The 23,617-nt window shown below is 41.7% G+C and carries 24 protein-coding genes; 11 read left to right on the top strand and 13 right to left on the bottom strand.

The genetic code is table 11. The annotated features are described in order from the left end of the window. The first annotated feature begins 30 nt into the window (after window positions 1–30). The 6 genes from ACFQZS_RS16215 (at window position 31) to ACFQZS_RS16190 (ending at window position 4,583) form a co-directional block, all read left to right on the top strand. The gene (locus ACFQZS_RS16215) at window positions 31–504 is read left to right on the top strand and encodes a hypothetical protein (RefSeq protein ID WP_377101981.1); all 474 of its coding nucleotides are present in this window, start codon (window positions 31–33) and stop codon (window positions 502–504) included. 546 nt (window positions 505–1,050) lie between these two features. Next, window positions 1,051–1,464 carry a hypothetical protein gene (locus ACFQZS_RS16210; protein ID WP_377101980.1) on the top strand — a complete coding sequence of 138 codons (414 nt, stop codon included), beginning with the start codon at window positions 1,051–1,053 and terminating at the stop codon, window positions 1,462–1,464. A 100-nt stretch (window positions 1,465–1,564) separates the two neighbouring features. Next, window positions 1,565–1,966, top strand: coding sequence for a hypothetical protein (locus ACFQZS_RS16205; RefSeq protein ID WP_377101979.1), 402 nt, complete (start codon window positions 1,565–1,567; stop codon window positions 1,964–1,966). A gap of 125 nt (window positions 1,967–2,091) precedes the next feature. Further along, complete coding sequence (locus ACFQZS_RS16200) at window positions 2,092–3,513, top strand: hypothetical protein (RefSeq protein WP_377101978.1); 1,422 nt, start codon at window positions 2,092–2,094, stop codon at window positions 3,511–3,513. A 92-nt stretch (window positions 3,514–3,605) separates the two neighbouring features. Further along, window positions 3,606–3,965 carry a hypothetical protein gene (locus tag ACFQZS_RS16195; protein ID WP_377101977.1) on the top strand — a complete coding sequence of 120 codons (360 nt, stop codon included), beginning with the start codon at window positions 3,606–3,608 and terminating at the stop codon, window positions 3,963–3,965. A gap of 87 nt (window positions 3,966–4,052) precedes the next feature. After that, window positions 4,053–4,583: a ferritin gene (locus ACFQZS_RS16190; RefSeq protein ID WP_377101976.1), complete on the top strand. Its 531-nt coding sequence runs from the start codon at window positions 4,053–4,055 to the stop codon at window positions 4,581–4,583. Here the strand turns inward: ACFQZS_RS16190 and ACFQZS_RS16185 are convergent. Continuing rightward, window positions 4,580–4,849 carry a (2Fe-2S) ferredoxin domain-containing protein gene (locus tag ACFQZS_RS16185; protein WP_377101975.1) on the bottom strand — a complete coding sequence of 90 codons (270 nt, stop codon included), beginning with the start codon at window positions 4,847–4,849 and terminating at the stop codon, window positions 4,580–4,582. The two genes, ACFQZS_RS16190 and ACFQZS_RS16185, sit on opposite strands and share 4 nt — an antisense overlap. A gap of 167 nt (window positions 4,850–5,016) precedes the next feature. On the opposite strand from ACFQZS_RS16185, the gene ACFQZS_RS16180 reads away from it, so the two are divergent. Continuing rightward, window positions 5,017–5,211: a hypothetical protein gene (locus ACFQZS_RS16180; RefSeq protein WP_377101974.1), complete on the top strand. Its 195-nt coding sequence runs from the start codon at window positions 5,017–5,019 to the stop codon at window positions 5,209–5,211. Window positions 5,212–5,233: 22 nt separating this feature from the next. Here the strand turns inward: ACFQZS_RS16180 and ACFQZS_RS16175 are convergent, their stop codons facing one another. The 4 genes from ACFQZS_RS16175 to ACFQZS_RS16160 are packed head-to-tail and all read right to left on the bottom strand — an operon-like array spanning window position 5,234 to window position 12,139. After that, the gene (locus ACFQZS_RS16175) at window positions 5,234–6,817 is read right to left on the bottom strand and encodes a hypothetical protein (RefSeq protein WP_377101973.1); all 1,584 of its coding nucleotides are present in this window, start codon (window positions 6,815–6,817) and stop codon (window positions 5,234–5,236) included. After that, on the bottom strand, window positions 6,804–8,648 hold the full coding sequence (locus ACFQZS_RS16170) for a glycosyltransferase family 2 protein (protein ID WP_377101972.1): 1,845 nt from the start codon (window positions 8,646–8,648) through the stop codon (window positions 6,804–6,806). Before ACFQZS_RS16170 ends, ACFQZS_RS16175 begins: the two co-directional genes overlap by 14 nt. 47 nt (window positions 8,649–8,695) lie before the next feature. Continuing rightward, window positions 8,696–10,777: a cellulose biosynthesis cyclic di-GMP-binding regulatory protein BcsB gene (locus tag ACFQZS_RS16165; protein ID WP_377101971.1), complete on the bottom strand. Its 2,082-nt coding sequence runs from the start codon at window positions 10,775–10,777 to the stop codon at window positions 8,696–8,698. A gap of 15 nt (window positions 10,778–10,792) precedes the next feature. Then, window positions 10,793–12,139 (bottom strand): sensor histidine kinase, encoded by a 1,347-nt coding sequence (locus tag ACFQZS_RS16160; protein ID WP_377101970.1) that lies wholly within the window; start codon window positions 12,137–12,139, stop codon window positions 10,793–10,795. Between the two features lie 61 nt (window positions 12,140–12,200). Between ACFQZS_RS16160 and ACFQZS_RS16155 the strand changes: the two genes are divergently transcribed. Further along, window positions 12,201–13,319 carry a glycoside hydrolase family 5 protein gene (locus ACFQZS_RS16155; RefSeq protein WP_377101969.1) on the top strand — a complete coding sequence of 373 codons (1,119 nt, stop codon included), beginning with the start codon at window positions 12,201–12,203 and terminating at the stop codon, window positions 13,317–13,319. 55 nt (window positions 13,320–13,374) lie between these two features. Then, on the top strand, window positions 13,375–14,355 hold the full coding sequence (locus ACFQZS_RS16150) for an acyl-ACP desaturase (RefSeq protein ID WP_377101967.1): 981 nt from the start codon (window positions 13,375–13,377) through the stop codon (window positions 14,353–14,355). Window positions 14,356–14,615: 260 nt separating this feature from the next. On the opposite strand, the gene ACFQZS_RS16145 is transcribed toward ACFQZS_RS16150, so the two are convergent. Next, window positions 14,616–14,945 carry a hypothetical protein gene (locus ACFQZS_RS16145; protein WP_377101966.1) on the bottom strand — a complete coding sequence of 110 codons (330 nt, stop codon included), beginning with the start codon at window positions 14,943–14,945 and terminating at the stop codon, window positions 14,616–14,618. A gap of 56 nt (window positions 14,946–15,001) precedes the next feature. Here ACFQZS_RS16145 and ACFQZS_RS16140 point away from each other — a divergent pair, with 56 nt between their 5' ends. Next, the gene (locus ACFQZS_RS16140; RefSeq protein WP_377101965.1) at window positions 15,002–16,024 is read left to right on the top strand and encodes an aldo/keto reductase; all 1,023 of its coding nucleotides are present in this window, start codon (window positions 15,002–15,004) and stop codon (window positions 16,022–16,024) included. Between the two features lie 106 nt (window positions 16,025–16,130). On the opposite strand, the gene bshC is transcribed toward ACFQZS_RS16140, so the two are convergent. The 7 genes from bshC to ACFQZS_RS16105 form a co-directional block, all read right to left on the bottom strand. Then, window positions 16,131–17,753 carry a bacillithiol biosynthesis cysteine-adding enzyme BshC gene (bshC, locus tag ACFQZS_RS16135; RefSeq protein WP_377101964.1) on the bottom strand — a complete coding sequence of 541 codons (1,623 nt, stop codon included), beginning with the start codon at window positions 17,751–17,753 and terminating at the stop codon, window positions 16,131–16,133. A 95-nt stretch (window positions 17,754–17,848) separates the two neighbouring features. Next, window positions 17,849–19,183 (bottom strand): 30S ribosomal protein S12 methylthiotransferase RimO, encoded by a 1,335-nt coding sequence (gene rimO, locus ACFQZS_RS16130; protein ID WP_377102262.1) that lies wholly within the window; start codon window positions 19,181–19,183, stop codon window positions 17,849–17,851. 123 nt (window positions 19,184–19,306) lie between these two features. Continuing rightward, window positions 19,307–20,272, bottom strand: a complete 966-nt coding sequence (gene ftsY, locus ACFQZS_RS16125) for a signal recognition particle-docking protein FtsY (RefSeq protein WP_377101962.1) — start codon at window positions 20,270–20,272, stop codon at window positions 19,307–19,309. Window positions 20,273–20,518: 246 nt separating this feature from the next. Further along, the gene (locus tag ACFQZS_RS16120; RefSeq protein WP_377101961.1) at window positions 20,519–20,683 is read right to left on the bottom strand and encodes a DUF4295 domain-containing protein; all 165 of its coding nucleotides are present in this window, start codon (window positions 20,681–20,683) and stop codon (window positions 20,519–20,521) included. A gap of 87 nt (window positions 20,684–20,770) precedes the next feature. Next, on the bottom strand, window positions 20,771–20,953 hold the full coding sequence (rpmG, locus tag ACFQZS_RS16115; protein WP_022830075.1) for a 50S ribosomal protein L33: 183 nt from the start codon (window positions 20,951–20,953) through the stop codon (window positions 20,771–20,773). Between the two features lie 79 nt (window positions 20,954–21,032). Next, entirely contained in the window at window positions 21,033–21,266 is a 234-nt protein-coding gene (gene rpmB, locus ACFQZS_RS16110; RefSeq protein WP_022830076.1) for a 50S ribosomal protein L28, read from the bottom strand. Between the two features lie 129 nt (window positions 21,267–21,395). Then, window positions 21,396–21,587, bottom strand: coding sequence for a hypothetical protein (locus tag ACFQZS_RS16105; protein ID WP_377101960.1), 192 nt, complete (start codon window positions 21,585–21,587; stop codon window positions 21,396–21,398). Between the two features lie 92 nt (window positions 21,588–21,679). Here ACFQZS_RS16105 and acs point away from each other — a divergent pair, with 92 nt between their 5' ends. After that, complete coding sequence (gene acs / locus ACFQZS_RS16100; protein ID WP_377102261.1) at window positions 21,680–23,611, top strand: acetate--CoA ligase; 1,932 nt, start codon at window positions 21,680–21,682, stop codon at window positions 23,609–23,611. Window positions 23,612–23,617: the final 6 nt, after the last annotated feature.

The following is a 23,617-nucleotide window of genomic DNA, read 5'->3' as shown; positions in this document are numbered from 1 at the left end:
GGGTAATCAGCGCAGTGCTACTTTCGCGGCATGACAAACTTGATCCTTTTAACACTTTTGCTGCTTACCATCACTTTAAGCCTGGGTGGCGGCCTGTACGAAACGCTGGTTATCTATCCCAACTGGAAAAAAGATGTGCATCCCTCAACGTTATTAGCAAAGCTGCACAGCTCGGGCCAAATGCTGGCGGGCACAAAGTTTTGGCCGCTGGTGTCGCCGGCGCAGGTTTTACTTTCTGTAGCCAACATCACGATGGCTTATCTGCATGATGGCCCTGCCAGGTGCGTTTGGCTTACCGCGGCGGTTATTATATTTATATCGCGGGTAATTACTTTCAGTTATTTTATACCCGTAATGCTGCGCTATATAATGAAACCCGAACATGTTGAACCCAACCGCCTGCGTAGTATTGTTAAATGGTGGGTGGGGTTAAGTCCGCTAAGGTTACTGCCCGAAGCTGCTGCATGGGGCTTGTGTATATATGCTATTGCTATTATGATTTAAGATGCGTTAATAACCCTGTTTATCACACCTCGCGTTGGCAGGGTACATGAAGGGTTTAGCAAAGACACTAAACTCCTTTCACGCCATTCCACAGCCTACCAAACCTTACAAGCACTCCTTCGGACAATCCCCAGCGGAAGGAGCTTTTACAATTTATAAATCCCCCGGACGCTACTACTTTAAATTCCCGAAACCCGCTACCGGTAATTAACAAGACGCAAAGTGCTAAATATGGACTAAAACTTAGCCCGGGATAGTACTCCATTACACCCCTTAAAGCATGGTTTTAGCCGTTCGCAAAAGGAATGCCAGAGAAATGCATCGCTTATTTAGTGAAGCTAAAAAATCGTAATTATTTGATTTTCACTTACTAATACGTCTGTTTTTAAAAAAAACGCTATGTTTTTCAATAAAGGCCGTCTACCTTAGTTGTAACAAAAAAGATACCTCCCCCAACGGTTTCTTAAACATCAGCCTTATCCTATTATAAATGCAGTTACGCTAACACCCTTTACATACTAATTATTAACCTTTATCCATTAAATTATGAAAAAGATAACATTTTTTGTTTTGATTTTCGTTTCGCTGTTAACAGTGAATACCAGTCAGGCTACACCTGGTTGCTATCAGAGCGGCAATACTGCCGGTTGTACGGTAACAGCCGGTTCTTTTAGTGCAGCATACGCTATTGACAATTTTTGGGTTACTCCAACAGGGTTGGATCTGCATGTTTACTTTTCAGCCTATATACCCAGTGAAGCAGAAGGCTACCTGGCTTACGGCACTGCCAACTGGGCAAGTAACTCGGGGCACCCTTATCACCATTACGGTACCGGACCATATTCCGGCACTATTCCATACTATTCCGAAGCTTACGGTTGGCTATTTGAGGGCTGGCTTAATCTTACCGCTATTGCCTACGGACCCGGTTCATATGCCGGAGTGTGGGCCGACTGGTAAATAATTTTATTACTACTTAGTTAGCGTTAACCCTTTGCCGGGAACTTAAAGCTTCCCGGCAATTACTTCATCTAATAATCATTAACCTTTATACTTAATTATGAAAAAGACAACAATATTTAGTTTAATTTTTGCTTCGTTATTATTAGTAAATGCAAGCCGGGCCACGTCTGGTTGTTATCAGAGTGGTAATGCCGCATATTGCAGCGCAACTGATGGTTTTACCGCGACTCGCGACTTTTGGGTAACTCCAACAGGCCTGGATCTGCAGGTTTACTTTTATGCTTACGTACCCACTGACGACCAGGATCACCTTGCTTATGGCACAGCTAATTGGGCAAGTAACTCAGGCCACCCTTATCACTATTATGGTACCGGACCATATTCCGGAACTATTCCATACTATTCCGAAGCTTACGGTTGGCTATTTGAGGGCTGGCTTAATCTTACAGCCACCACCTACGGAACCGGATCAATCGCCTCGGTATCGGCCAGCTGGTAAGAAAATTAATTGATACGGTGTTAGCACTAACCCGTTTGCCGGGAAATCAACCTTTCCCGGCAATTTTACGTTTTATATCTACTAATAATTTATCTACTATTAATACCCTTTAACGAATGCCTTTTATGAGATCGTATCTATTTTCGACATTAATTTTTCTTATTAGTATAACTGCTTTAAGCTCGTGTAAACAAAAGGATGCTGCGAATAACGCGTCTGCAACCCCTACCGGGGCAGCTACAGGGGACGTTGATGAGAAAGTGATATTGGAAGTTGGTTCAGAAAAATTTACGGTGTTTGAATTGCAAAAACACTTTAAAATGTTTACGCAAAATTTTACACAAAAAAGCGGGCGCTACCCGGGTCAGGGCGACGTGAAGTTATGGGCGAATGATTTTATTGAACGCGCATACATCTTAGCAGATGCACGCGCCCAGGGATATTATGATCGCGCTGATGTACAAAGCACTGCGGAAAGTGTGGCTGTTATGATGCTTACACAGCCCAACGGAATAATAGATAAAAAAATAATGGAAGGCGTTAGCGCGGATGAGGTAAAAAAAGCTGTAGCTGCACAGCCGGGGGTTAACATAAATGTTGTTACTAATAATTTAAAGCAAAAGGCCATTGCCAACTACCACGAAAAAATAAAGATCAGGTCAACCGTTAAAGCAGACAAACAGGTAGTGGCTGTTTTAAACAAAGCCCTGGCAAAATATGAAAAAGCACACGAGATAAAAAAAGCAGATATAACCGATATTTTAAATGCTGATATTGCTACCTACCGTAACCCCGAAAATAAAATTATAGCGTTAAGGGTGGCTGATCTTGCAGACTATTATAATAATTTACCCATTAAGCTCCCTATTGTTGATACTACAGTTATATTGGAATATATACAGAATTGGGCCTCTAATATTTATATAATTAACGACGCAAAAAAAATGGGGGTGCTGGACAACCCCGAATTTAAACTAAGCAAAAAGAATTTTACTGATAATGTAGTATTCCGTAAATACCAGGACGAGCAATTAACCGGTGACCCGAAAGTAACCGAAAACGAGATTTTAAGTGCTTACAACGGGGTTAAGGGTTATATGCTAAGGCCAACCCAAATTGTTTACGGCTTTTTTACGTTTGCCAATTTCCAGGACGCTATTGAGGCGCAAAACACTTTACGACTAAAACCTACTGATACCACGCGGTTAAAAAATGCGCTGTCAGAAAAGCGGCACATCAAATTTGACGAAGGGAGTAAGCAGCTTATTGACACATTGAGAAAAACCTTGATAAGACTGCAGCCCGGCCAAAGCTCCATGCCGGTACAAACAAAAGATTATTATACAGTTTTGTATATGGAATCTGCCGGGGGCACTCAGCCCTTGCAAATTTCTGATCTGCGTACTTACCTGGTAGCGCTGGCTCTTGAAAAACGGAGGGCAACTAACCGGCATGCACGCATTGCAAAACTGGCAGAAAAATATAAAAAAACAGGTGATTTGGATGCCGCTCTGCTTGCGGAGATAAACACCATACCCTCAAGCTAAAACATCGCAGGCTCCTGCTGTAAATTTATTTAGAATAATTCCACTTAACATTTGGATTTAATCTAAATAAGGTGCAAATTTGCAGCATCAAGATGGTAAACGTTTTAGAGCAGGTTTCAGTTAACGAGGTTTTTTCAACAGTACATGGTGCTGTTTATCAAAATGATGCCGCTCGCTGCTGGGTAGTTGATTTTGGTGGCAAACAAGCCAATTTTGATTACCGTTGCCTGCTTAAGCTGCGCGATTGCCTTTACCGCATTGATGTTGAAGAAAAACTGCTTCACCACGCTGCGGCTCCTGATGTTGAAATAATTTTTATTTGCGCCTGCGATCATACTTACGTACTGTCACTTCTGCAGGTAATTAATCTGCGCGAACTTTTGCAGGGCACTTTTGTAATGCTGGAACTTAACCAGATAATTTACAACACTTTATACCGCCTACCGCTTTAATTAGATTAATTTCATATTACTTTGTTTTTCCGGATTGATACATATTAGCACTATTATTGCTATTATATTCAATTAAAACATAAGACTATGAAAGATCTTATCCGCGTGAAAACGCTTATATCTGAAAACGTTGAAAGACTGCTGAATCAGCAGGTTAAAATGGAAGCTTACTCTTCTGCAGTATATTTAGCTATGGCATCATGGTGTAACCGCAACGGCTATGATTACTCATCAACCTACTTTTTTAAACAGGCCGAAGAAGAAAGAACGCATCAGCTAAAATTCTACAAATATATATTAGATATGGGCGGCAACGCGGTATCGCCGGATGTTACTGTAAACAAGCACGAGTACAACTCTTTCCGCGAGGTGTTTGAGGAAGCTTTAGAACAGGAGATCAACGTTACCCAATCTATAAAAAACATTTACGCTACCTGCCTCAGAGAACAGGACTTTGTTACTAATGAATTTTTAAACTGGTTTTTGAAAGAGCAGCGTGAAGAAGAATTTAAGGCACGCCGCGCGCTTGAACTGTTTGAAGTTATTGGCGAAGAAGGTACAGGCCGTTGGCAGATAGACAAGCACGTTGGCGATATTAAATACGACAGCGAAGCTTAATTACCTGCTGCAAGCTCGTCCATAAGGGCAAGCACATGTTTAACACGATACTCCTTTAACCAGGTATTACCTGGCTGCAATGCACAGACGGGCGCGTAATCGCAACGGTCTGTGCATTCTGTACGAATGATCTCAAGATCAATCTCTGCAGACAACATTTTACGATAACTCTTAGCTGCTTTATAACCCTCCTTGCCGCCACGCTTAGCGCACTTGCTGCCTGTGCAAATGTATAAGGTATTGCCCGGAATGGTAAACTTACTCATCTTTAAAGTGTTATATTTGATTTAGAACGTACGTTTATTCTTTATGTTTTACCGGCGCGGCTACATTTGCCGGCTATGTTTAAAAGACACGCGCAAATTAAACATAATTAAAAACGTTTTAGGATGTAATATTTTCACCCTATTTGCGCCTAATAGATAACCCCATCATGAAAGTAGTAGTACTGTTGCTAATATTATCCGTCGCACTAACAGCGTGCGGACCTGAATCATCGCCCGAGGGCAGAATGACACTGAAATTAAATGAGCTTAAACAGCAGGTAGATAGCCTGAAAACGCAAAATGCTGAGATTAAAGACAGCCTGGCTAAGATAAATATTACGCTAAAGGCACAAAAAAAATAAAAAAACGCGGCTGTTATTGTAGCTATAAAAATCTGTAAAGCGCCCAGTTAGGGGTTTCGTGCACTTTTTGCAGCGTAGCGTAATTACTTGTTGCCTGATAGAGCAGCGGCGGATACTTAGAACTTAGCAGTGTGTAGCCCGACATTAAATTTTTTGGTGTAGTAACCAATATGTACTCCGCATAATCTCTCGGTGTTTCTACCGCGCCAAGGTAGGTTTCCTGATAAGGCAAAATTAAACCACCTATATTATCTGTAAAAGCAACTATTTTATAAGCTACCGCGTCATCAAGTAAAACACGCGACTTTTCCGGCAAGCCGTTAATATAATTGGCCATCTCCTTATCCTCGTCCTGCTCGTCATCGTTCTCATCCGCTTTTTTGTCAATAAATGCGGCAATGAATTTCCTTTCCTCGGCCGAAGCTGAGTTTTTTAGAAAATAGTACCCGGTAAAAACCTGCAGCGTTATAACTACGCCAAGTATAATCTTAAATGCAAACTGCTGCTTAATAGATGCCCCTTTAATAATTATGCATAAAATGGCCAACACCAAAAAAATCAGGTAGTACTGATAGGCTATCGGCGTTTTTTCATACTTTAAATGCAGAAACTCAACAAATGCAAAGGGTGTAAACAAGGTAAGTATCTGGTAAAGCTTATCCCTGAAAAAAAACATCATTACAATAATAAGCGGACAAAACATTGCCGCTTTAGCCGAAACAAGCAAAGAAATTTCCGCCACTTCAGCTTTCGGGTCGGCTGCTGCCAGATCATAGTTCAGGCGATCTGCCAGTACTGTCCAGGTGGCGTAGGGGCTCTGCAAAAAGTAATCAACGTCGTTAGCGTTGGTAAGGTTAAGCAGCTTGTAACATATAACAGACGCTATAGGTAAAATGAAAAGTATAATATACAGCGCGAAAGTTTTATTAATGAGTTTACGGCGCAATGAGGGATTATTAAAGCTCATCGTCATCCGGAAAATAGATTCCTTTTCGGCCAGGTTAAGGCTGTGTATAGCCATTGAGAAAATAAGCGGTATAAAGAATAAGGTAAGCCAAATAAATTTATAATCGCAAAACAGCAACATTACTAAACATACACTGGCAATTGATATGTGAAACGTTGTGTTTGAGGTATAGTATCTGAACAGGTTGAAAAAAAACAAATAGAAGAACACCAACACCATGTATATAGACTTTCCCGAACACGCTGTATAAACAAGCCCGGGATGAAATAAAAACAACGCGAGCAGTAAAAACAGGTAAAAGTCGTCCTTAAGGTTTCTTACAAGAGTGCCGGCTATCAGGTAAAAAAGAAAGGCCGTACCTATGCACGATGCTATTACAGGAGCCAGCAACGGGTTAATGATGGTAAATGCAATGGTGGCAAAAAACGGTATGATGGGCGCTGTAAGGCCTATAACCTTTAGTTTATAGCCAACTCCCTCAAATATGATACGCACCTTTTCCACATAAAACAGCGACTCGAGGTTGCTGTAGCCCATATCATTAAGCACATAACCGCACACCAGGTAATAAACTGCCAGCAGCAATGTTATTATCAGCAACGATTGGCTTTTACTAATTTTTATTTTACTGAACCGCATTTGTAGGACTATGGGTTTTACTTAAGCCGTGGTTAGTTTTTTCCCAGTAAAAGGGTTTTACAACAAGTTGGTAGAGGCCCTTATAAGCCGCCCACGAGTGCAACAACCAGTAAACCGGGTTGGCTACTGCAAACAATATCAACTCGTAATACCGGCGTTTAAATACGGCCATCATGTTTACATATATCATTAATATATTACCCACCATAAGGTTAATGATAGACATAAACAACACCCAATCCGGAAAAAGCGTGCGTATAGTATCCAGGTCAAAAACCACGTAGCAGAAAAAAATGCCAAGTAGCAGCGGGTACACTAAAAATGTGATGGGTGTAGCGCCTATAAAGAAGTTAAAACCTAAAAAGCCTTTCCAACCTATCTTCTTCCACAAGGCTACAGGGTTGCGCATGTGCACCAGGTGGGTTTGCATATAACCTTTAATCCATCTGGAACGCTGACGCACCCAGTTGAACATCTCGTTATTAGCTTCTTCGTAGGTAGTTGAATTTACAATAGCTACTTTATACCCCTTATCATACGCCCGCACACCCAGGTCGGCGTCTTCGGTAACATTAAAGGGATCCCAGCCGCCCAGCTCGATCAGGTATTCAAATTTAAAATGATTACTGGTACCACCCAGCGGAATAGGGATATCAAACGTATCAAGGCCCGGCAACATATAATCAAACCAGTACGAATACTCCAACGTAAACATACGGGTAAGGAAATTCTCGTTGCGGTTAAAATAGTTCAGCGCACATTGAATAACGATGTAGTTATCGGGCAGTTTATTAAACAAGGCCACTACTTTTTTAAGCTGATCGGTATCGGGTACGTCCTCCGCATCATAAATGGTAAGAAATTTACCCCTTGAAAAATGCAGGCCATAGTTACATGCCTTGGGCTTAGTTTTAGGCATGTGGAACGGCACTACAATTACCTCAAATACCGCCGGAAAATCCAAATTACGTACCGCGTTGAGGGTTTTGTCGTCGTCCTCTTCAATCAGTAACTTAATGTCAAGCTTTTCGCGCGGATAGTCTATACTTTGCAAATTCCAGATCAGCTTTTTTATCAGCTTATCTTCTTTATATACCGGCAAGTGTATAGTGTAAATAGGCAGCTCATCATCAACAACCTCGCGCACCTCCTGCTTGGTAACCGCTTCGTCTAACTCAAAACGCGAACCTACCAGCGCCAGGAACAGCTTAAAAACAATAGCCACTAAAAAGAAGCTACTTAGCATTACATTAAGAATAATAGCTGTGTTAGAAAAGCTTAAAACCAGGCCGGCAACTAAAGCGCCAAGCAACCCGAACGTGAAGATTAGCTGCGGGGTCGTAAACGTGGTAAGGGCGGAGTTTTTGGGGTCGCGGTTCAGCAATTCAAAAACTGCAGATTTAACATATTTTTGCCCCAGTAAAACGTGGCTTAACCAGGTGATATCAAGGTCTGATGCTACTATTATTTCGGGTTCAAGATCATAGGTAAACCTGATGTAATCAATAAAAAGCTCATCAGTAGGATTGGCCATCAGGGTAACCACCTTGTTGCTTTCTATACGCAACGGTAAAGCCAGGTGCTCATCAGCAAACATGAGCTCAATTTTATCCAGCACATCCTGGTCAAATGCCTCTTCACGTATCTGCTGAAAAACGTAACCCTCGTTAATTAGCGAGCGCTCATAGTTTTTGCGGGATATATAACCAAAGTTAAGCGCTATTTTAATAAAAGATAACCCGGAACGTCGCGAAAAATCATCGATCCTGTCCTGGTCGGCTTGCGTTAAAAAGCCGTCGCGCTGTAAAATTTTCGGGACAGATAATTTCATGTATTATAATAAATACGCTGGTTGCCGGGGGCAACCAGCGTGTGCAATTAGTCGGTGAATATGTCCTGTGATTTTTGAACCTTGGCGCGTATGTAAAGGAACGACAGCAATATCAGCACCAGCATAGCCAATAATATATACAGGTTGTAACTTTCCCAGAAACGGGTAAGAACGCTCTTGGTATCTATATATTCCAGATTTTCGCTGGATTTGCTGATGTTGAACAGATACTTGTTGTTATTTACATCTGATATAGCCACGTTACTTGACAAGGTTGAAAGCTGCTCTGTAATAGAGCGCGAAGCAGAACTGAAGGCCTCAGACAGGTTTTTACCTGTTGCTGTTAAAACCAGCACCGCATTGTTACTTCGCCCGTAAAAGATCTGCGCTAAACCGTTAGACACCGAGTCTGAAAGCTCATATACAATCTTGTTGTTCTCGTTATTATATAACCTAAACTTCCGGTCAAATTGTATAGGCGCATCCGGAAACTCCTTCATTAAAGGATCGTCTGCAGCCAGCAGCGCAATGATGTGGTTCTTTTTTAGATCATTTACATCCATATCGCCAGAGTAAGTAAACTCAGGGAAATTATTGGCGTTGATGTTGTTGTTTAACTCGTAAATTATTTCGCCCAAAGCGCCGGCGGCAAAAGGCGCGTATTTTTTACTGATAACTATACGTGTTGTGCCATTATTAAATGCTTCAGGATATTGGTAAAAGCTAAGATCACTGGTAACAAATGGGTTTTTTGATTCTAAGTATGATTTATCTACATCCACCTCGGCAAAGAAACCGTTAAAGCTGTTTAAACAGTTACCGCCGCTTGAGTAAAACCTAAACTCCGTTTCAAGCGTGTTATATTTATGGTGCTGGTAACGGTTAATAGTTACCGCGGTATTCAATTTGCCAGAGCCATCCAGCCTTTCAGATTGGATCAGCATCCCGTTCAAATAAATGTTCAGGTAACCTCTGTCGCCCGGAGCCAGGCTACTGTAGTTAGCTATAACACGTATCTCCACTTCTTTTGGAGTAAAGCTAAAATCGCTATTCTTAAAATTATATACACTGCTTAGATTACCAATACCCGATAGGAAGTTGGTTGTACCACCAATCTGTCTGAAACTCAGTTTTGAGCGGTTCTCGTCAATAGTTTTAAAGAAAGTGTTCTCTGCCTTGTTGATCAACAGGTAATCGCCGAAAGTGGAATTCAAAATATTGATGTTACCTAAGGCTGTGATTGATTTTTCGTAACCTGTTTCGTCAGCACCGGTAATAAATAATATTTCTGATGGCACCGTACTTTCAGCTAATGATTTTATTGCCATTATTTTGCCGCCTGCATTTACCAAACGTACAATGGTATCGGCTACGCTAACGGTTGCTTTATTTAAATACATTAAGCCTTCGCCACGCTGCGGAGTAACTTTTATAAGGCTGCGTTGCGTTGCGTTGAGGCGCGAAAGTTGCCCTACTACTACATAATTTTTCACACTATCAGGCAGGTGGCCTTCCTGATATACCTGAATATTTTTAGCATCAGCTTTCTTTAAACGCGAATAAGCCCAGGCTACTGCTTTAAGATCATGCAGCGAAGGATTGGCCGGATAAGTGATAGCGCGCATGGTTTCAAAACTGTTACCAATGTTTACGTTGGCAAAAAAGTTGGCATTGCTTTTAACCAGGTTAAGGTATGAGTATGATTTTACTCTTAACCACATGGCCGGGTTATCCAGATCCTTACATTTTTCGTCAGATACGGTAAGCAACGTTTTTACCTGAATTTTAAGAAACTTGTCGCTTGAAAGATCATTACGACTTAAGTTAAGGCTAATTTGCTGTATTGAATCTTTGGTAAGACGCGAGCTATATGCAGACTTGTCATTAATAATTACGTTAACAAACGATTTCTCGCGAATAAGCGCCTGCGAAGGTTCAAAAAATAATACCAGCTTACTTCCGTTCATTTCAATAAGCGGATCTATTTTTATGTAATAGGCCGTACTGCCGCTCATTCCCTGCACCGCCTCGTCCTCATGCCCCATTGCTTTAAACGATACTATCTTCTGAGCAAAGGAAACAGTGCTCAGTAAAAATAAAAAGGTTAATAAGCTTAAAAATTTGTTCATCGCTTGCTGATATATTTAGTTTATTACATTAAATTCTACTCTGAAGTAATTGCCGTTCTCGTCGCTACGGTAATACAGTTCGCCACCCATTTCGCGGGTTATTAGTTTAGCTATAGAAAGGCCCAACCCCAGGCGGCTTTCCGGGCTGGTTGATGCCTCGTTAAGTGTTTGCAGTTTATTGAACATCATGTCCAATTCGTCCTGCCCGATGGCGATACCTTCGTCAACTATCTCAAAAACAAACTTTTGCCTTTGTAAACCGGTTATAACCTTTATGGTATTGTTTGTTTGCGAAAACTTAATAGCGTTTGACAATAGGTTTTGAAACACCTGACCGCCAAATACTTTATCTAATTTAACATTAAGCGGCAGTTTAAGAATGTTATCCATCAGGTGGATGTTCTTCATCTGCGCGGTCTCTATCAAGCCGCGATAAATGCGGCGCACCTCTACGTTAATGTCAAATATCTCCATATTGAACTTCAGCTCAGGCGATTCGATCTCCTTAACATCCATCAATTTGTTAAGCATGTATTGCATTTTCTCTGATGACTCAGTGATATAGCCCAAAAACTCCCGCTGATCTGTACTTAATCTGTACTCCTCTTCCTTTATCATGTTAGAGCTCATCACTATCGACCCGATAAGGTTTTTAAGATCGTGCCCTGCAATATTAATAAAGCTGTTTTTTTGCTCGTCCATTTTAAGCATGCGCTCATACTGCATGTCAATAATGCGGTTCTTTTCAATAATATCCTGGTTTTGGTCCTTCAGTTGCTCGTTAGATTTTTCTATCTGCAGCTGTTGCCTGGCTTCGCGTTCTAATACTTTAAAACGGGCACCGGGTATAAGGCAGGATATAGCCGCAATGATGAAAAAGAATTGCCCGCCGCCATTAATAAATTGTTCCGCGGTTCCGGTATTCAAAGTATTAAAAAACACCGATAACAATACCAGCGCAGCCAGCGATTGCACTATAGAATGCACCGGCTCCCAAAAAACCTGTATATTGAAAAACAAAAGCGCCGCCGAGTAAACAAGGCAGTAAACGGTTAAATGATCTATATGTACCAGGTTGCAAAAGATGGCCGAAGTACACGATACCAGGAAAAAGCAGCAATGTAGCAGTATGCGGTAATTGTATTTACTGGTTTTAAAAAAAGTGTATAAACCGTAAACAACAATAACAACTATTATACGTACTATTAAGAACTGAACCCAGAAATCCGGGGCATAAATAAAGTCAACAACAACAAGTAAAGGATATAAAAAAATAAGGGTCCAAACAATGTTGTTGGTTTGGTACCATGCTTTTTTTAAAACTTCTTTTGAAAACTCTTCTTTTGTTATCTGAACAAACATTATTAGTTTCTAAAATTATGAAAAGATTAGACGGTTGTTATCAATAATTGAAAAATACCTGATGAAAAATATTTTATTAGCACTTGCTATATTTATTCCACTTGCTAAATCAAATGTTTTGGCCCAACCCCATGCAAAAAGCAAACCAAGTGTTCCGGTTGAGCGTGCAATGGCTTTCAAACGGGCTAAAAGTTTAGATAATGGCATAAGTATATCATGGCTTGAGCAAACCTGGAATAAAGATATATTAAAAGCTGATATTGACCAACGGGATTTTGCTTTGCTTAAATCCCTGGGGTTTAAAAGCGTGCGGATACCTATTGCGTTTAACTTTATTGAGCAGCAAAAAATACCTCTTAACAACGTGTTGGCCCAAATTGACCGTGTGCTTGATCTGTGCAATAAATATGGCTTTAAACTAGTACTTGATTACCATTACGGCGACCTTAATGACAACAATTTCTTAACTGAAACGCCCAAAATAATCAATTTATGGCTTATTTTAACTAAAAGGTACAAAAGCGTAAGCGCCGACAATTTATTTTTTGAAATATACAATGAGCCCCCTCCAATGAACCCGCAGACATGGAAGGATGCCGCTTATAATATCACTACCGCTATACGCAAAATCGATAAAAAAAGAACGCTTATTGTGGGTGCATCCAACTATAACAGCATATACGAGCTGAGCCGTTTTGTACGGCTTGCCGATGAAAATGTTATATACACTTTCCATTTTTACGAACCTTTTTTCTTTACCCACCAAGGTGCGGAATGGGTGGGCGACCAAATGGCTACCACTGGGGTGCCATTTCCTTATAATGCGGAAAAATTTCCTGCACTTAATGCTAAAGCTAAAAACACGTGGGGCGAAACCAATTATTACAAGTACAAACCAGAAGGTACCGAGCAGGCCTTATTTGATAAACTTACCCTGGTTAAAAAGTGGGGCGATAAATATAAGGTGCCCATTTTATGTGGGGAATATGGCGTATATAATAAATATGCCGATCTTGACAGCCGTTGCCGCTACATAAAGGCAATGCGCAGCACACTTAAAACATTAAACATACCCGGAATGTTATGGGACTATAACGGAACTTTTTCTATTTTTACGGATAAGCCATCAATGGAAACTTTGCCGGATTGTATGAAACAAGCACTGGGGGTACACCGTTAAAATTTGATAACTACAAAACATTTAAATCATTACCTTTGCACGCTAATACATTATTATGAGATTTTTTGAAGAAAAAAGGCGGGAAGTAATGAAGCATATTGAGCAATTTATGCTCGAAAAAATGCACGAATACTTAAAGCCCATAGACACCATTTGGCAGCCAACTGATTTTTTGCCCGATTCTTCAAAAGAGACATTTTTTGCCGAAATTAAAGAGTTACGCGAAAGCTCCAAAGGTCTTTCTTATGATCTGATGGCCGTATTAATTGGCGATACAATTACCGAGGAGGCCTTACCTACCTATGAATCATGGTTAACCATGGTTGAAGGCGTATCAGACAACGAAGAGGGTGGTTGGATGAAGTGGACCCGTCACTGGACCGCCGAAGAAAACCGCCACGGCGATTTGCTTAACAAATATCTTTACCTAACCGGCCGCGTTAACATGCGCGCCATGGAGGTATCAACACAATATTTAATTGCTGATGGATTTGACATTGGCACCGGGCATGACCCGTACCGCAATTTTATTTATACTTCTTTCCAGGAACTGGCTACCAACGTATCTCACCGCAGGGTGGCATCGCAAGCTAAAAAAGATGGCGACGCGCTGCTATCAAAAATGTGTGGTGTTATCGCGTCAGACGAGGCCCGCCATGCTAAAGCCTACACCTACTTTATAAAACGCATTTTTGAGGTTGATGCCAACGAAGCTATGCTGGCATTTGAAGATATGATGCGTAAAAAGATAGTGATGCCCGCGCATTTTCTACGCGAAGTGGGTTTAAAGATAGGCCAGACCTTTGGTCACTTTACTGATGCTGCGCAACGCCTGGGTATCTACACAGCTGTTGACTATGTGGATATTTTAAAAGACCTGATAGAGGAATGGCAAATAGAAAAAGTTACCGGCTTAAACGAGCAAGGCGAAAAAGCCCGCGATTATGTTTTAGCATTACCTGCACGTTTGCTTCGCGTGGCTGAGCGCATGAAAAACCCTATGCTGGAGTATAAGTTTAGCTGGATATACGGGTAATTACATTTAAAAGTATTCAAATTAAAAGGCTGAAACTACATAGTTTTGGCCTTTTTTATGGGAGCACTCCAAAGCTTTTTTAATCACACGAGCTACAGTGTTCTGGATAAATTCATGTCATCTTGAGCGATAGCGAAAGATCTTATACTCCATGCTGAACTTGTGGCTTAACGACGGCTTATCTGTCAGTTTTACAAGATCTTTCGCTATCGCTCAAGATGACAAATAGGGGCCGTCAGGATTTTCTAAAAGTTGTAAAATTATCCTTCCTGTACCAGGTCCGTCCCGCGTATATCACCCGTCAGGTCTTCAAATAAAGAATTAAGGATAGACTCGATAGTCAACGAGTTAACGTCGTCAACGTAATGCTCATTGCGTGTTATCCAAAGCTCAGTGCCGTTAATGGCTATCTGGAAAAGCGCACCTTCATATAATTGCGGTATGGCTATTTCAACCGCGTCATCTGCCTTAAATATCTGCAGATCGATATCGGTTTGTCGCTGTTCTTTAAACAGGGGGTTCAATCTTTGCTGCAGATGACTGAAAAGCTCATCAATTGCTATACGCTGGTGTAGGGTGATTACTTTCATACTTATTGTACAAGCCAAGGCAATTATTGTTTAAGTTTGCTTTAAACTACTACGTTATGAACTACAAATTATTAGGTCGCTCCGGCCTTAAAGTTTCCGAATTATGTTTAGGCACTATGGGCTTCGGCACCGAAGCTGGCTGGGGTGCAGATAAAGACACCAGCTTTGCCATATTAGATGCTTTTACCAAAGCAGGAGGCAATTTTTTAGATGCCGCGAATATTTACAAACTTGGTACCAGCGAAAAGATAATTGGGGAATACATGTCTAATCACGACCGTGATTATTTTGTTGTGGCTACCAAGTATTCTTTAAAAGACAACATTAGCAACCCCAACGCATCCGGCAACAACCGTAAAAATATGATGCGCAGCGTGGAGGAAAGCCTGAAAAGATTAAAAACAGATTTTATTGATGTTTTGTACCTGCACATTTGGGATGACCTTACCCCTATTGATGAGGTGTTGCGCGGATTGGATGATCTCATCCGCCAGGGCAAGGTAAACTACGCTGCCATAAGCGATACCCCAGCCTGGATGATAGCCAAAGGCAATACCATGGCTGAGCTGATGGGCTGGAGCCAGTTTATTGCTTTGCAGGTTGAGTACAGCCTTTTGCAACGCACCCCCGAGCGCGATTTGATACCTATGGCCAGGCATTTCGGCATGACGGTTACACCATGGGCCCCGATGGGTGGCGGCGTTTTGAGCGGTAAATACTTGCGCGGTGAACAAGGCCGTGTTAAAGCTGAAAGCAACCGACGCAATGACAGGAGTACAAAAATTGCAGAGGCTGTAGTTGCTGTAGCTGATGAGTTAGGCGTACCGGCAAGTCACGTTGCATTGCAATGGACCATGAGTCAGGGCTTTTCATCTATCCCTATCGCTGGTGCCACTAAGGTGAGTCAGTTGGAAGAAAACATGAAGGCAGTTGATGTAAAATTAAGTGCAGAACATCTGCAAAAATTAGATGAGGTGAGTAAAATAGACCTGGGTTTCCCGGGCGAGTTTTTTAGGGAAGCAGCGGTTAAGGAAAATGTTTTCGGTGGGTTTTATGCTAGGATAGAAAAGCGGAAATAAAATCTGACAGGTCATACTGAACTTGTTTCAGTACCTCACGCGCTAAGCAATGCGCTGGCTGTTTGATGAGGTGCTGAAACAAGTTCAGCATGACTTAAAATTGAAACTACTCCGTTACCACCGCAAACTCAAAGTTAAGCGGTTCAAAGTGGCGGATCAATTCGTCAATAAAACTTTGCCCCCAACGTACGTACAGCATTCCAAAATTTTCGGTGCGCTCCTGTAAACCCCCGTTAGGGAAAAGTTCCTCTTTTATTTGATCTATCTGCTCTAAGCGCGTTTGGTAGTTGCGCTTTTCGGCTTTAATCAACTTTTTCTCCAAACTATCCATCGCCTTTTTTAAGCGGGCCTGCACCGCCTCGGTTGATGGCACAAGCGATACGTCAATACGAGACGCGTTAACTTTTATCTGATCAAAAGCAGCCTGCATTTGCTGCCATTCGCTTTGTATAGACAGGTTACTCACGCTGTGCTGCTTTATCCACTTGGTTTTTATGGCATCTGTTGGTTTAAACAGATCAGCAACCGTCAGTTCCATTCGCTTTATTTTCCCTGCCGACTCTTTACGTACCACCATAGCCGAGTTACGTAATATCAATATCGGGAAATCAACTTTATAAAAGTCAAAGTTTGCTTTAAGCTCTAACCAGTAAATAATCTCGGCACCGCCTCCAACATACGCTATGTTGGGTAAAATGCACTCCTGGTAAAGCGGCCGCATCACCACGTTGGGACTAAAACGCTCGGGATGCCTGGTAATTTGTTGCTTCAATTCTTCTTCAGAGAAGCGTATCTCGGTATCTAAAACTTTGTAAACACCATCCTCAAAAACCAAACGCTCGCGCAAGGTGCCCCCCTTCATGTAAAAAAAGTTGATCTCGCGCGGGTTTACCTGAATGTGCATCCCAAGATCGTGCAATTTTTTATTGGTAGCATTGATGTTGTTAAAGCTGTTTTGCTCAATAATATCGCGTTCTACAATAGGCGCAAACTGGTGTTTAAGGCGACTATTGTCCGCATCAATAATTACCAACCCGTATTTGCCAAACAAGGCGTTAACCATGTAACGGGTAGCATCGGCCAGTTTGTCAAAGCGGGTATAAGCGGTTTCAACAACTTCGGCTAATTCAGGGCCAAAGTTTTCCATACCTAAAACTCCCTTATATTGATTAAGCGCCTGTCTTAAAGTTTCAGGATTAATGCGGCCTGTAGCACCCGATGCCTCGAGCCACCAGTGCACTTTTTTACCGCCGATGTAGGTATAACTTATTTCTGCAAAGTCGTGATCTTCTGAGGCCATCCAGTAAACCGGTACAAAATCCTTATCCGGATGTTTTTCCTTTAACTGCTGCGCCAGTTTAATGGCGGTAACTATCTTGTAAATAAAATATAACGGACCGGCAAAAATATTAAGCTGGTGGCCGGTAGTAATAGTATAACTATTGTTTTGACGAAGCCGTTCAATATTTTGCCGAACAGCATCAGGAATTTCAAAAGAAGGGTCCCAGATACGGGCGTATTTGGTTATTATTTGATATTGTTCCGTTAAAACACCGGCAAGCACTCCGCGGTCCGCAATAACCTTCTTGCTTTTTAGCAGCTCTGCAAAACCTTCAAAATTGGGGCGATAACTATAAAATGGGTCAAGCTCGGCTTTACCCTCCAGGTAATCGGTTAGGCCCGAAGAAAAAAAACCGGTGTCTTTATAGCTTATACAGGAAACGTCCATTTGATTTCGGATTTCGGATGTTCTATTTCGGATTTACCGAATGCCGAATTTAGATTTTAAAATCTTAAAAATATAATGGCTAACGTAAATCCCGATTATTTTACAATATGTCCATAAAGGTCAAAGTCTTCTGCCGAATCAATTTTAACCTGCACAAAACTGCCAATTGTAGCATAATCTATAGCTGAATTGATCAAAACTTCGTTATCCACCTCGGGCGAGTCGAACTCGGTACGGCCAACAAAATAGCCACCATCTTTTTTATCAATTAGTACTTTATAGGTATTACCAATTTTCTCCTGGTTCTTATCAAACGATATCCCTTGCTGTATTTCCATAATGGCGTCGGCACGTTCCTGTTTCACTTCATCAGGTACATCATCCACTAAACTATGTGCGTGGGTTTTTTCCTCGTGCGAATACGTAAAGCAACCCAGGCGGTCAAATTTTGTATCGGCTACCCATTGCTGCATTTCCTCAAAATCGCGCTCGGTTTCGCCGGGATAACCGGTTATTAGCGTGGTACGCATGGCAATGCCGGGCACCTTATCGCGGATCTGATTAACGACATCAATGGTTTTTTGCTTGGTAATGCCACGGCGCATTGATTTTAACATATTATCAGTGATGTGCTGTAGCGGCATATCCAGGTACTTGCAAATGTTGCTACGCTCGTTCATCACATCAAGTATCTCCATAGGGAAGCCTGAAGGATAAGCGTACTGCAGCCTGATCCACTCCACACCATTAACATCTGATAAGCGGCGAAGCAGCTCATCCAGGTTCCGTTTGCCATACACATCAAGGCCGTAATAGGTTAGGTCCTGTGCTATCAGTATCAGTTCTTTAGTGCCGTTGCGCACCAATTTCTCCGCATTTTTTACCAACTCATCCATTGGTGTGGATACGTGGGTACCACGCATCAACGGTATGGCACAGAATGAACACGGACGATTACAGCCCTCTGCTATTTTAAAGTAAGCGAAATGCGATGGTGTTGTAAGCAAGCGCTCGCCAATCAGTTCGTGCTTGTAGTTGGCACCCAAAGTGCCTAACAGGTTTTGCAGATCGTTGGTGCCAAAGTAGGCATCCACATTGGTTATTTCAGCTTCCAGCTCAGGTTTGTAACGCTCGCTCAGGCATCCGGTAACAATTACTTTCCCTACTTTGCCTTGCTCTTTAAGTTCGCTGTATTGTAAAATGGTATCAATTGATTCCTGCTTGGCATTATCAATAAAACCGCAGGTATTTATTACAATAATATCATCCTTGCCCACTTTATTAGCTTCGTGCACTACATCAAAAGCGTTGCCCTTAAGCTGGCCCATTAAAACTTCCGAATCGTAGATGTTTTTTGAACAGCCTAAAGTAACCACGTTTACGCGCGGCTTTTTAATAGCTATTGGGGATTTTATCGATTTTGTACGCATTAATCTTTTCCTTGCTGTCATTCTGAGCTATAGCGAAGAATCTTATAAACGGTACCAGCAAAGCGCTCAGTAGCAAGGCGTATAAGATTCTTCGCTATAGCTCAGAATGACAATCTATCTTTTTTAGTTTTTAAAAAGCGAGTCGACGAAACCTTTGCGATCAAACAACTGCAGCTGATCCTTCCCTTCGCCTACACCTATATATTTTACGGGTATTTTAAATTGATCTGATATCCCTATCACAACACCACCCTTTGCAGTACCATCTAACTTGGTCAATGCTAAAGCATTAACGGCGGTAGCCTCAGTAAATTGCTTACATTGCTCTATGGCATTTTGCCCGGTCGATGCATCCAGCACCAGCAAAATCTCGTGCGGAGCGCCTGGCACTACCTTTTCCATTACATTTTTAATCTTGGTGAGTTCGTTCATCAAACCCACTTTGTTATGCAAACGGCCCGCAGTATCTATTATAGCAACATCATCCCCGTTTGCAACTGCTGAACGTAATGTGTCAAACGCTACAGATGCCGGGTCTGATCCCATTGCCTGCGCTACTACCTTTACACCAACACGCTCGCCCCAAAGTTTTATCTGGTCAACCGCGGCAGCACGAAAGGTATCAGCAGCGCCTAACACCACCTTGTTGCCTGCCTGTTTTAACTTATTGGCCAGTTTGCCAATGGTAGTGGTTTTGCCCACGCCGTTAACACCCACCACCATAATTACATAAGGTTTATGGGTACCATATTCAAAGCTTGAAAAATCGTTGCTGTTGTTTTCTGCTAATAGTTGCTGTATCTCATCGCGCAGCAAACCGTTAAGATCGGCCGTGCTTACATATTTATCGCGGGCAACACGGGCCTGAATGCGCTCAATTATTTTAAGGGTGGTCTGTACGCCAACGTCTGATGTTACCAGCACTTCTTCCAGGTCATCCAACACGTCATCATCAACGGTTGATTTACCGGCTATTACTTTGGTGATCTTTGAAAAAAAGCTATCCTTGGTTTTTTCCAAGCCGGTATCAAGCGCCTCCTGCTCTTGCGGCGTGCTTTCTTTCTTTTTAAAAAAATCAAATAGTCCCATGCTTGTTGATGTGCAGATTGTTTTAGATGTGCAGATATGCAGATGTGCGGATATTCAAATCTATCTGTCTAAGAAATATCCGCTTAACTAGCATATCTGCAAATATCATGGTTTGTATTTTAAGAATTATCAAATCAATTTAATAATTAAGGCATTTGCATATCTGCATATCCGCACATCTAGCCCACATACAAAAAAAGCCCTCTCGTTAACACAAGACGGCTTTTATATCATCATCAAAAATAATTACTGACCTTTTGCAGCGTTGATCGCGTCTTTAACGTGATCGTTGTGCACAATTACTTCTTTGAATGAGTAAGCACCGGTTTTAGGCGACTTAACCATTGTAACTACTTTTGAGTATTCTTTTCCTTGACCTGTTTTCAGGGTTGCAACTACTTTCTTTGCCATGTCTTTATGTGTTGAAAGTTCTAAGTTTTAGGTTGTAAGCAGTATTTAAACCATACAACTTATAACATGCAACTTACAACTAATTAATTACTTAATTTCTTTATGTACAGTTACTTTACGTAAAACCGGGTTGAATTTTTTAAGCTCCAATCTCTCGGTAGTGTTCTTTTTGTTCTTGGTGGTAATGTAACGAGACATGCCCGGCATACCACTGGTTTTATGCTCTGTGCACTCTAAAATTACCTGAACTCTATTACCTTTCTTAGCCATCTGATTTAATTATTGAAGGAGTGAATGAGTGAATAAGTGATTTGCTTAAGCAAAAGCACCGATCTTCAATCTTTCTCTACTATATGTATCCTTTTTTTACAAATTTATTGATGCAGGCAGTGATACCATTTTTGCTGATGGTTTTTACTGCTGACGTAGATACCTTTAAGGTAATCCATTTATCTTCCTCAGGAATATAAAACTTTTTAAGTTTCAGGTTTGGATGAAATCTGCGTTTGGTTTTAACGTTCGAGTTAGAAACGTTGTTACCAACTATAGAGCCTTTTCCTGTTAGATCACAAATTCTTGACATGACAATTAATTTTAATACCCTTTTATTAAAAGAGTTTGCAAATATCAGGATTTTGAATGAAATGAGCAACAGCGGATTGAAAATATTTTAAAATTTTCTGTTAGTTCAAAAACTGAGCACAAAGCAAGTTCAAATAGCACTGTTTTGCTTCACTTTTAACCAGATAACCCGGCCCAATATCGCCATAATAACAGCTAGTGCATAGGTAATAGCTACATCCATGCTCTTAAAACCTACCCAAAACTCAAGCGCTAATGCAAAGGGTATGAAAGCAATTCCTAAGGGTATGTACACCTGACGAAATAATTTCCTTGTGAACATTTGTTGCATATTTTATAAATATACAAACAACTCTTTCGTATTCGTAAAAAATATGGCTGCAATAATTATTTCAGTTTATACATCTTCGGGAAATCACTAATTTGCGCTACCAATTTAAAATCATGAAGATCACATCATTTGACCAATACAAACAAGTATATAAGCACAGTGTTGAACAGCCCGAAGAGTTTTGGGCAGGTATAGCCGAAACTTTTCAATGGAAAAAGAAGTGGGACAAAGTTTTAGAATGGAACTTTAAAGAGCCAAACGTTAAGTGGTTTCAAGGTGGTAAACTTAATATAACCGAAAGCTGCCTTGACCGCCATTTGGAAAAGGATGGCGACAGAGCGGCCATTATATGGGAACCTAACGACCCGAAAGATGAGCACCGCGTACTTACTTATAAACAACTGCACGAAAAAGTTTGCCAGTTTGCCAACGTGTTAAAAAATAACGGCGCAAAAAAAGGCGACCGCATTTGTATCTACATGCCTATGGTGCCTGAATTGGCTATTGCTGTTTTAGCCTGCGCGCGCATTGGCGCTATACACTCGGTTGTATTTGGTGGATTTTCGGCACAATCAATTGCCGACCGTATACAGGATGCGAGCTGCAATATTGTTATAACTGCCGATGGCAGCTTCCGCGGGAATAAAGAGGTGCCGCTTAAATCAATTATTGACGATGCATTGGTACAATGCCCTACAGTAGAAAGAACTATAGTACTTACCCGTACCCGCACCCCTGTTGCCATGATAAAAGGGCGTGACGTTTGGTGGGAAGATGAAATAAAGAAAGTAGAAACACAGGGAAACCCAAGCTGCCCGGCTGAAGAGATGGATGCGGAGGATATGCTGTTCATTTTATATACATCAGGCTCAACAGGTAAACCTAAAGGCGTGGTACACACCTGCGGTGGTTACATGGTTTACACCGGCTACACTTTTAAAACAGCGTTTCAGTACGAACCGGGCGAAGTATATTTTTGTACTGCTGATATAGGCTGGATAACCGGCCACTCTTATATTGCTTATGGGCCATTAACCCAGGGTGCAACTTCGGTAATGTTTGAGGGTATACCTACTTACCCAAGTCCGGGTAGGCTATGGGAAATTGTAGAGAAGTTTAAGGTAAATATTCTGTATACCGCCCCAACTGCCATCCGCTCGTTAATGAGCTTTGGCGATGATGTGGTGAAAAATAAGGATCTAAGTTCGCTAACCAAATTAGGATCCGTAGGCGAGCCTATTAATGAAGAGGCATGGCATTGGTTTGATGAAAAGATTGGTCATGGCAATTGTCCTATAATTGATACCTGGTGGCAAACCGAAACCGGCGGCTTTATGATATCGCCTATAGCCAATGTTACTCCGCTTAAACCAAGCTTTGCTACCCTGCCTTTGCCTGGTGTACAGCCTATTTTGGTTGATGAGTACGGTAAAGAAATTGAAGGCAATGGTGTAAATGGCAATCTGTGTATCAAGTTTCCATGGCCGGGCATGCTGCGCACCACCTATGGCGACCATGAGCGCTGCCGCACTACTTACTTCTCGGCTTATGAAAACCTCTATTTTACCGGCGATGGCTGCATGCGCGATGAGAACGGCTATTACCGTATTACCGGCAGGGTAGATGATGTATTGAATGTATCGGGGCACCGCATTGGCACAGCCGAAGTAGAGAACGCAATTAACATGCACAGCAGCGTGGTGGAGTCAGCAGTAGTGGGTTACCCGCATGATATTAAGGGACAAGGCGTATATGCCTTTGTGGTTTGCCCTAATAAACACGAAGATGACGAGCTTACCCGCAAAGATATTGTAATGACCGTAGCCCGCATTATAGGCGCTATTGCCAAGCCCGATAAAATTCAGTTTGTAAGCGGATTGCCTAAAACACGTTCGGGCAAAATTATGCGCCGCATACTGCGTAAAGTGGCGGAAGGCGATACAAGTAATTTGGGTGATACCTCTACACTGTTGGATCCGGCTGTTGTGGATGAGATAAAGACTGGGGCGCTGTAGATCCGT

This window comes from Mucilaginibacter calamicampi (genome assembly GCF_042676765.1).
Taxonomy (GTDB): domain Bacteria; phylum Bacteroidota; class Bacteroidia; order Sphingobacteriales; family Sphingobacteriaceae; genus Mucilaginibacter; species Mucilaginibacter calamicampi.
The sequence above is the reverse complement of the archived record's forward strand: the minus strand, read 5'-3'. Positions and strand labels throughout refer to the sequence as shown.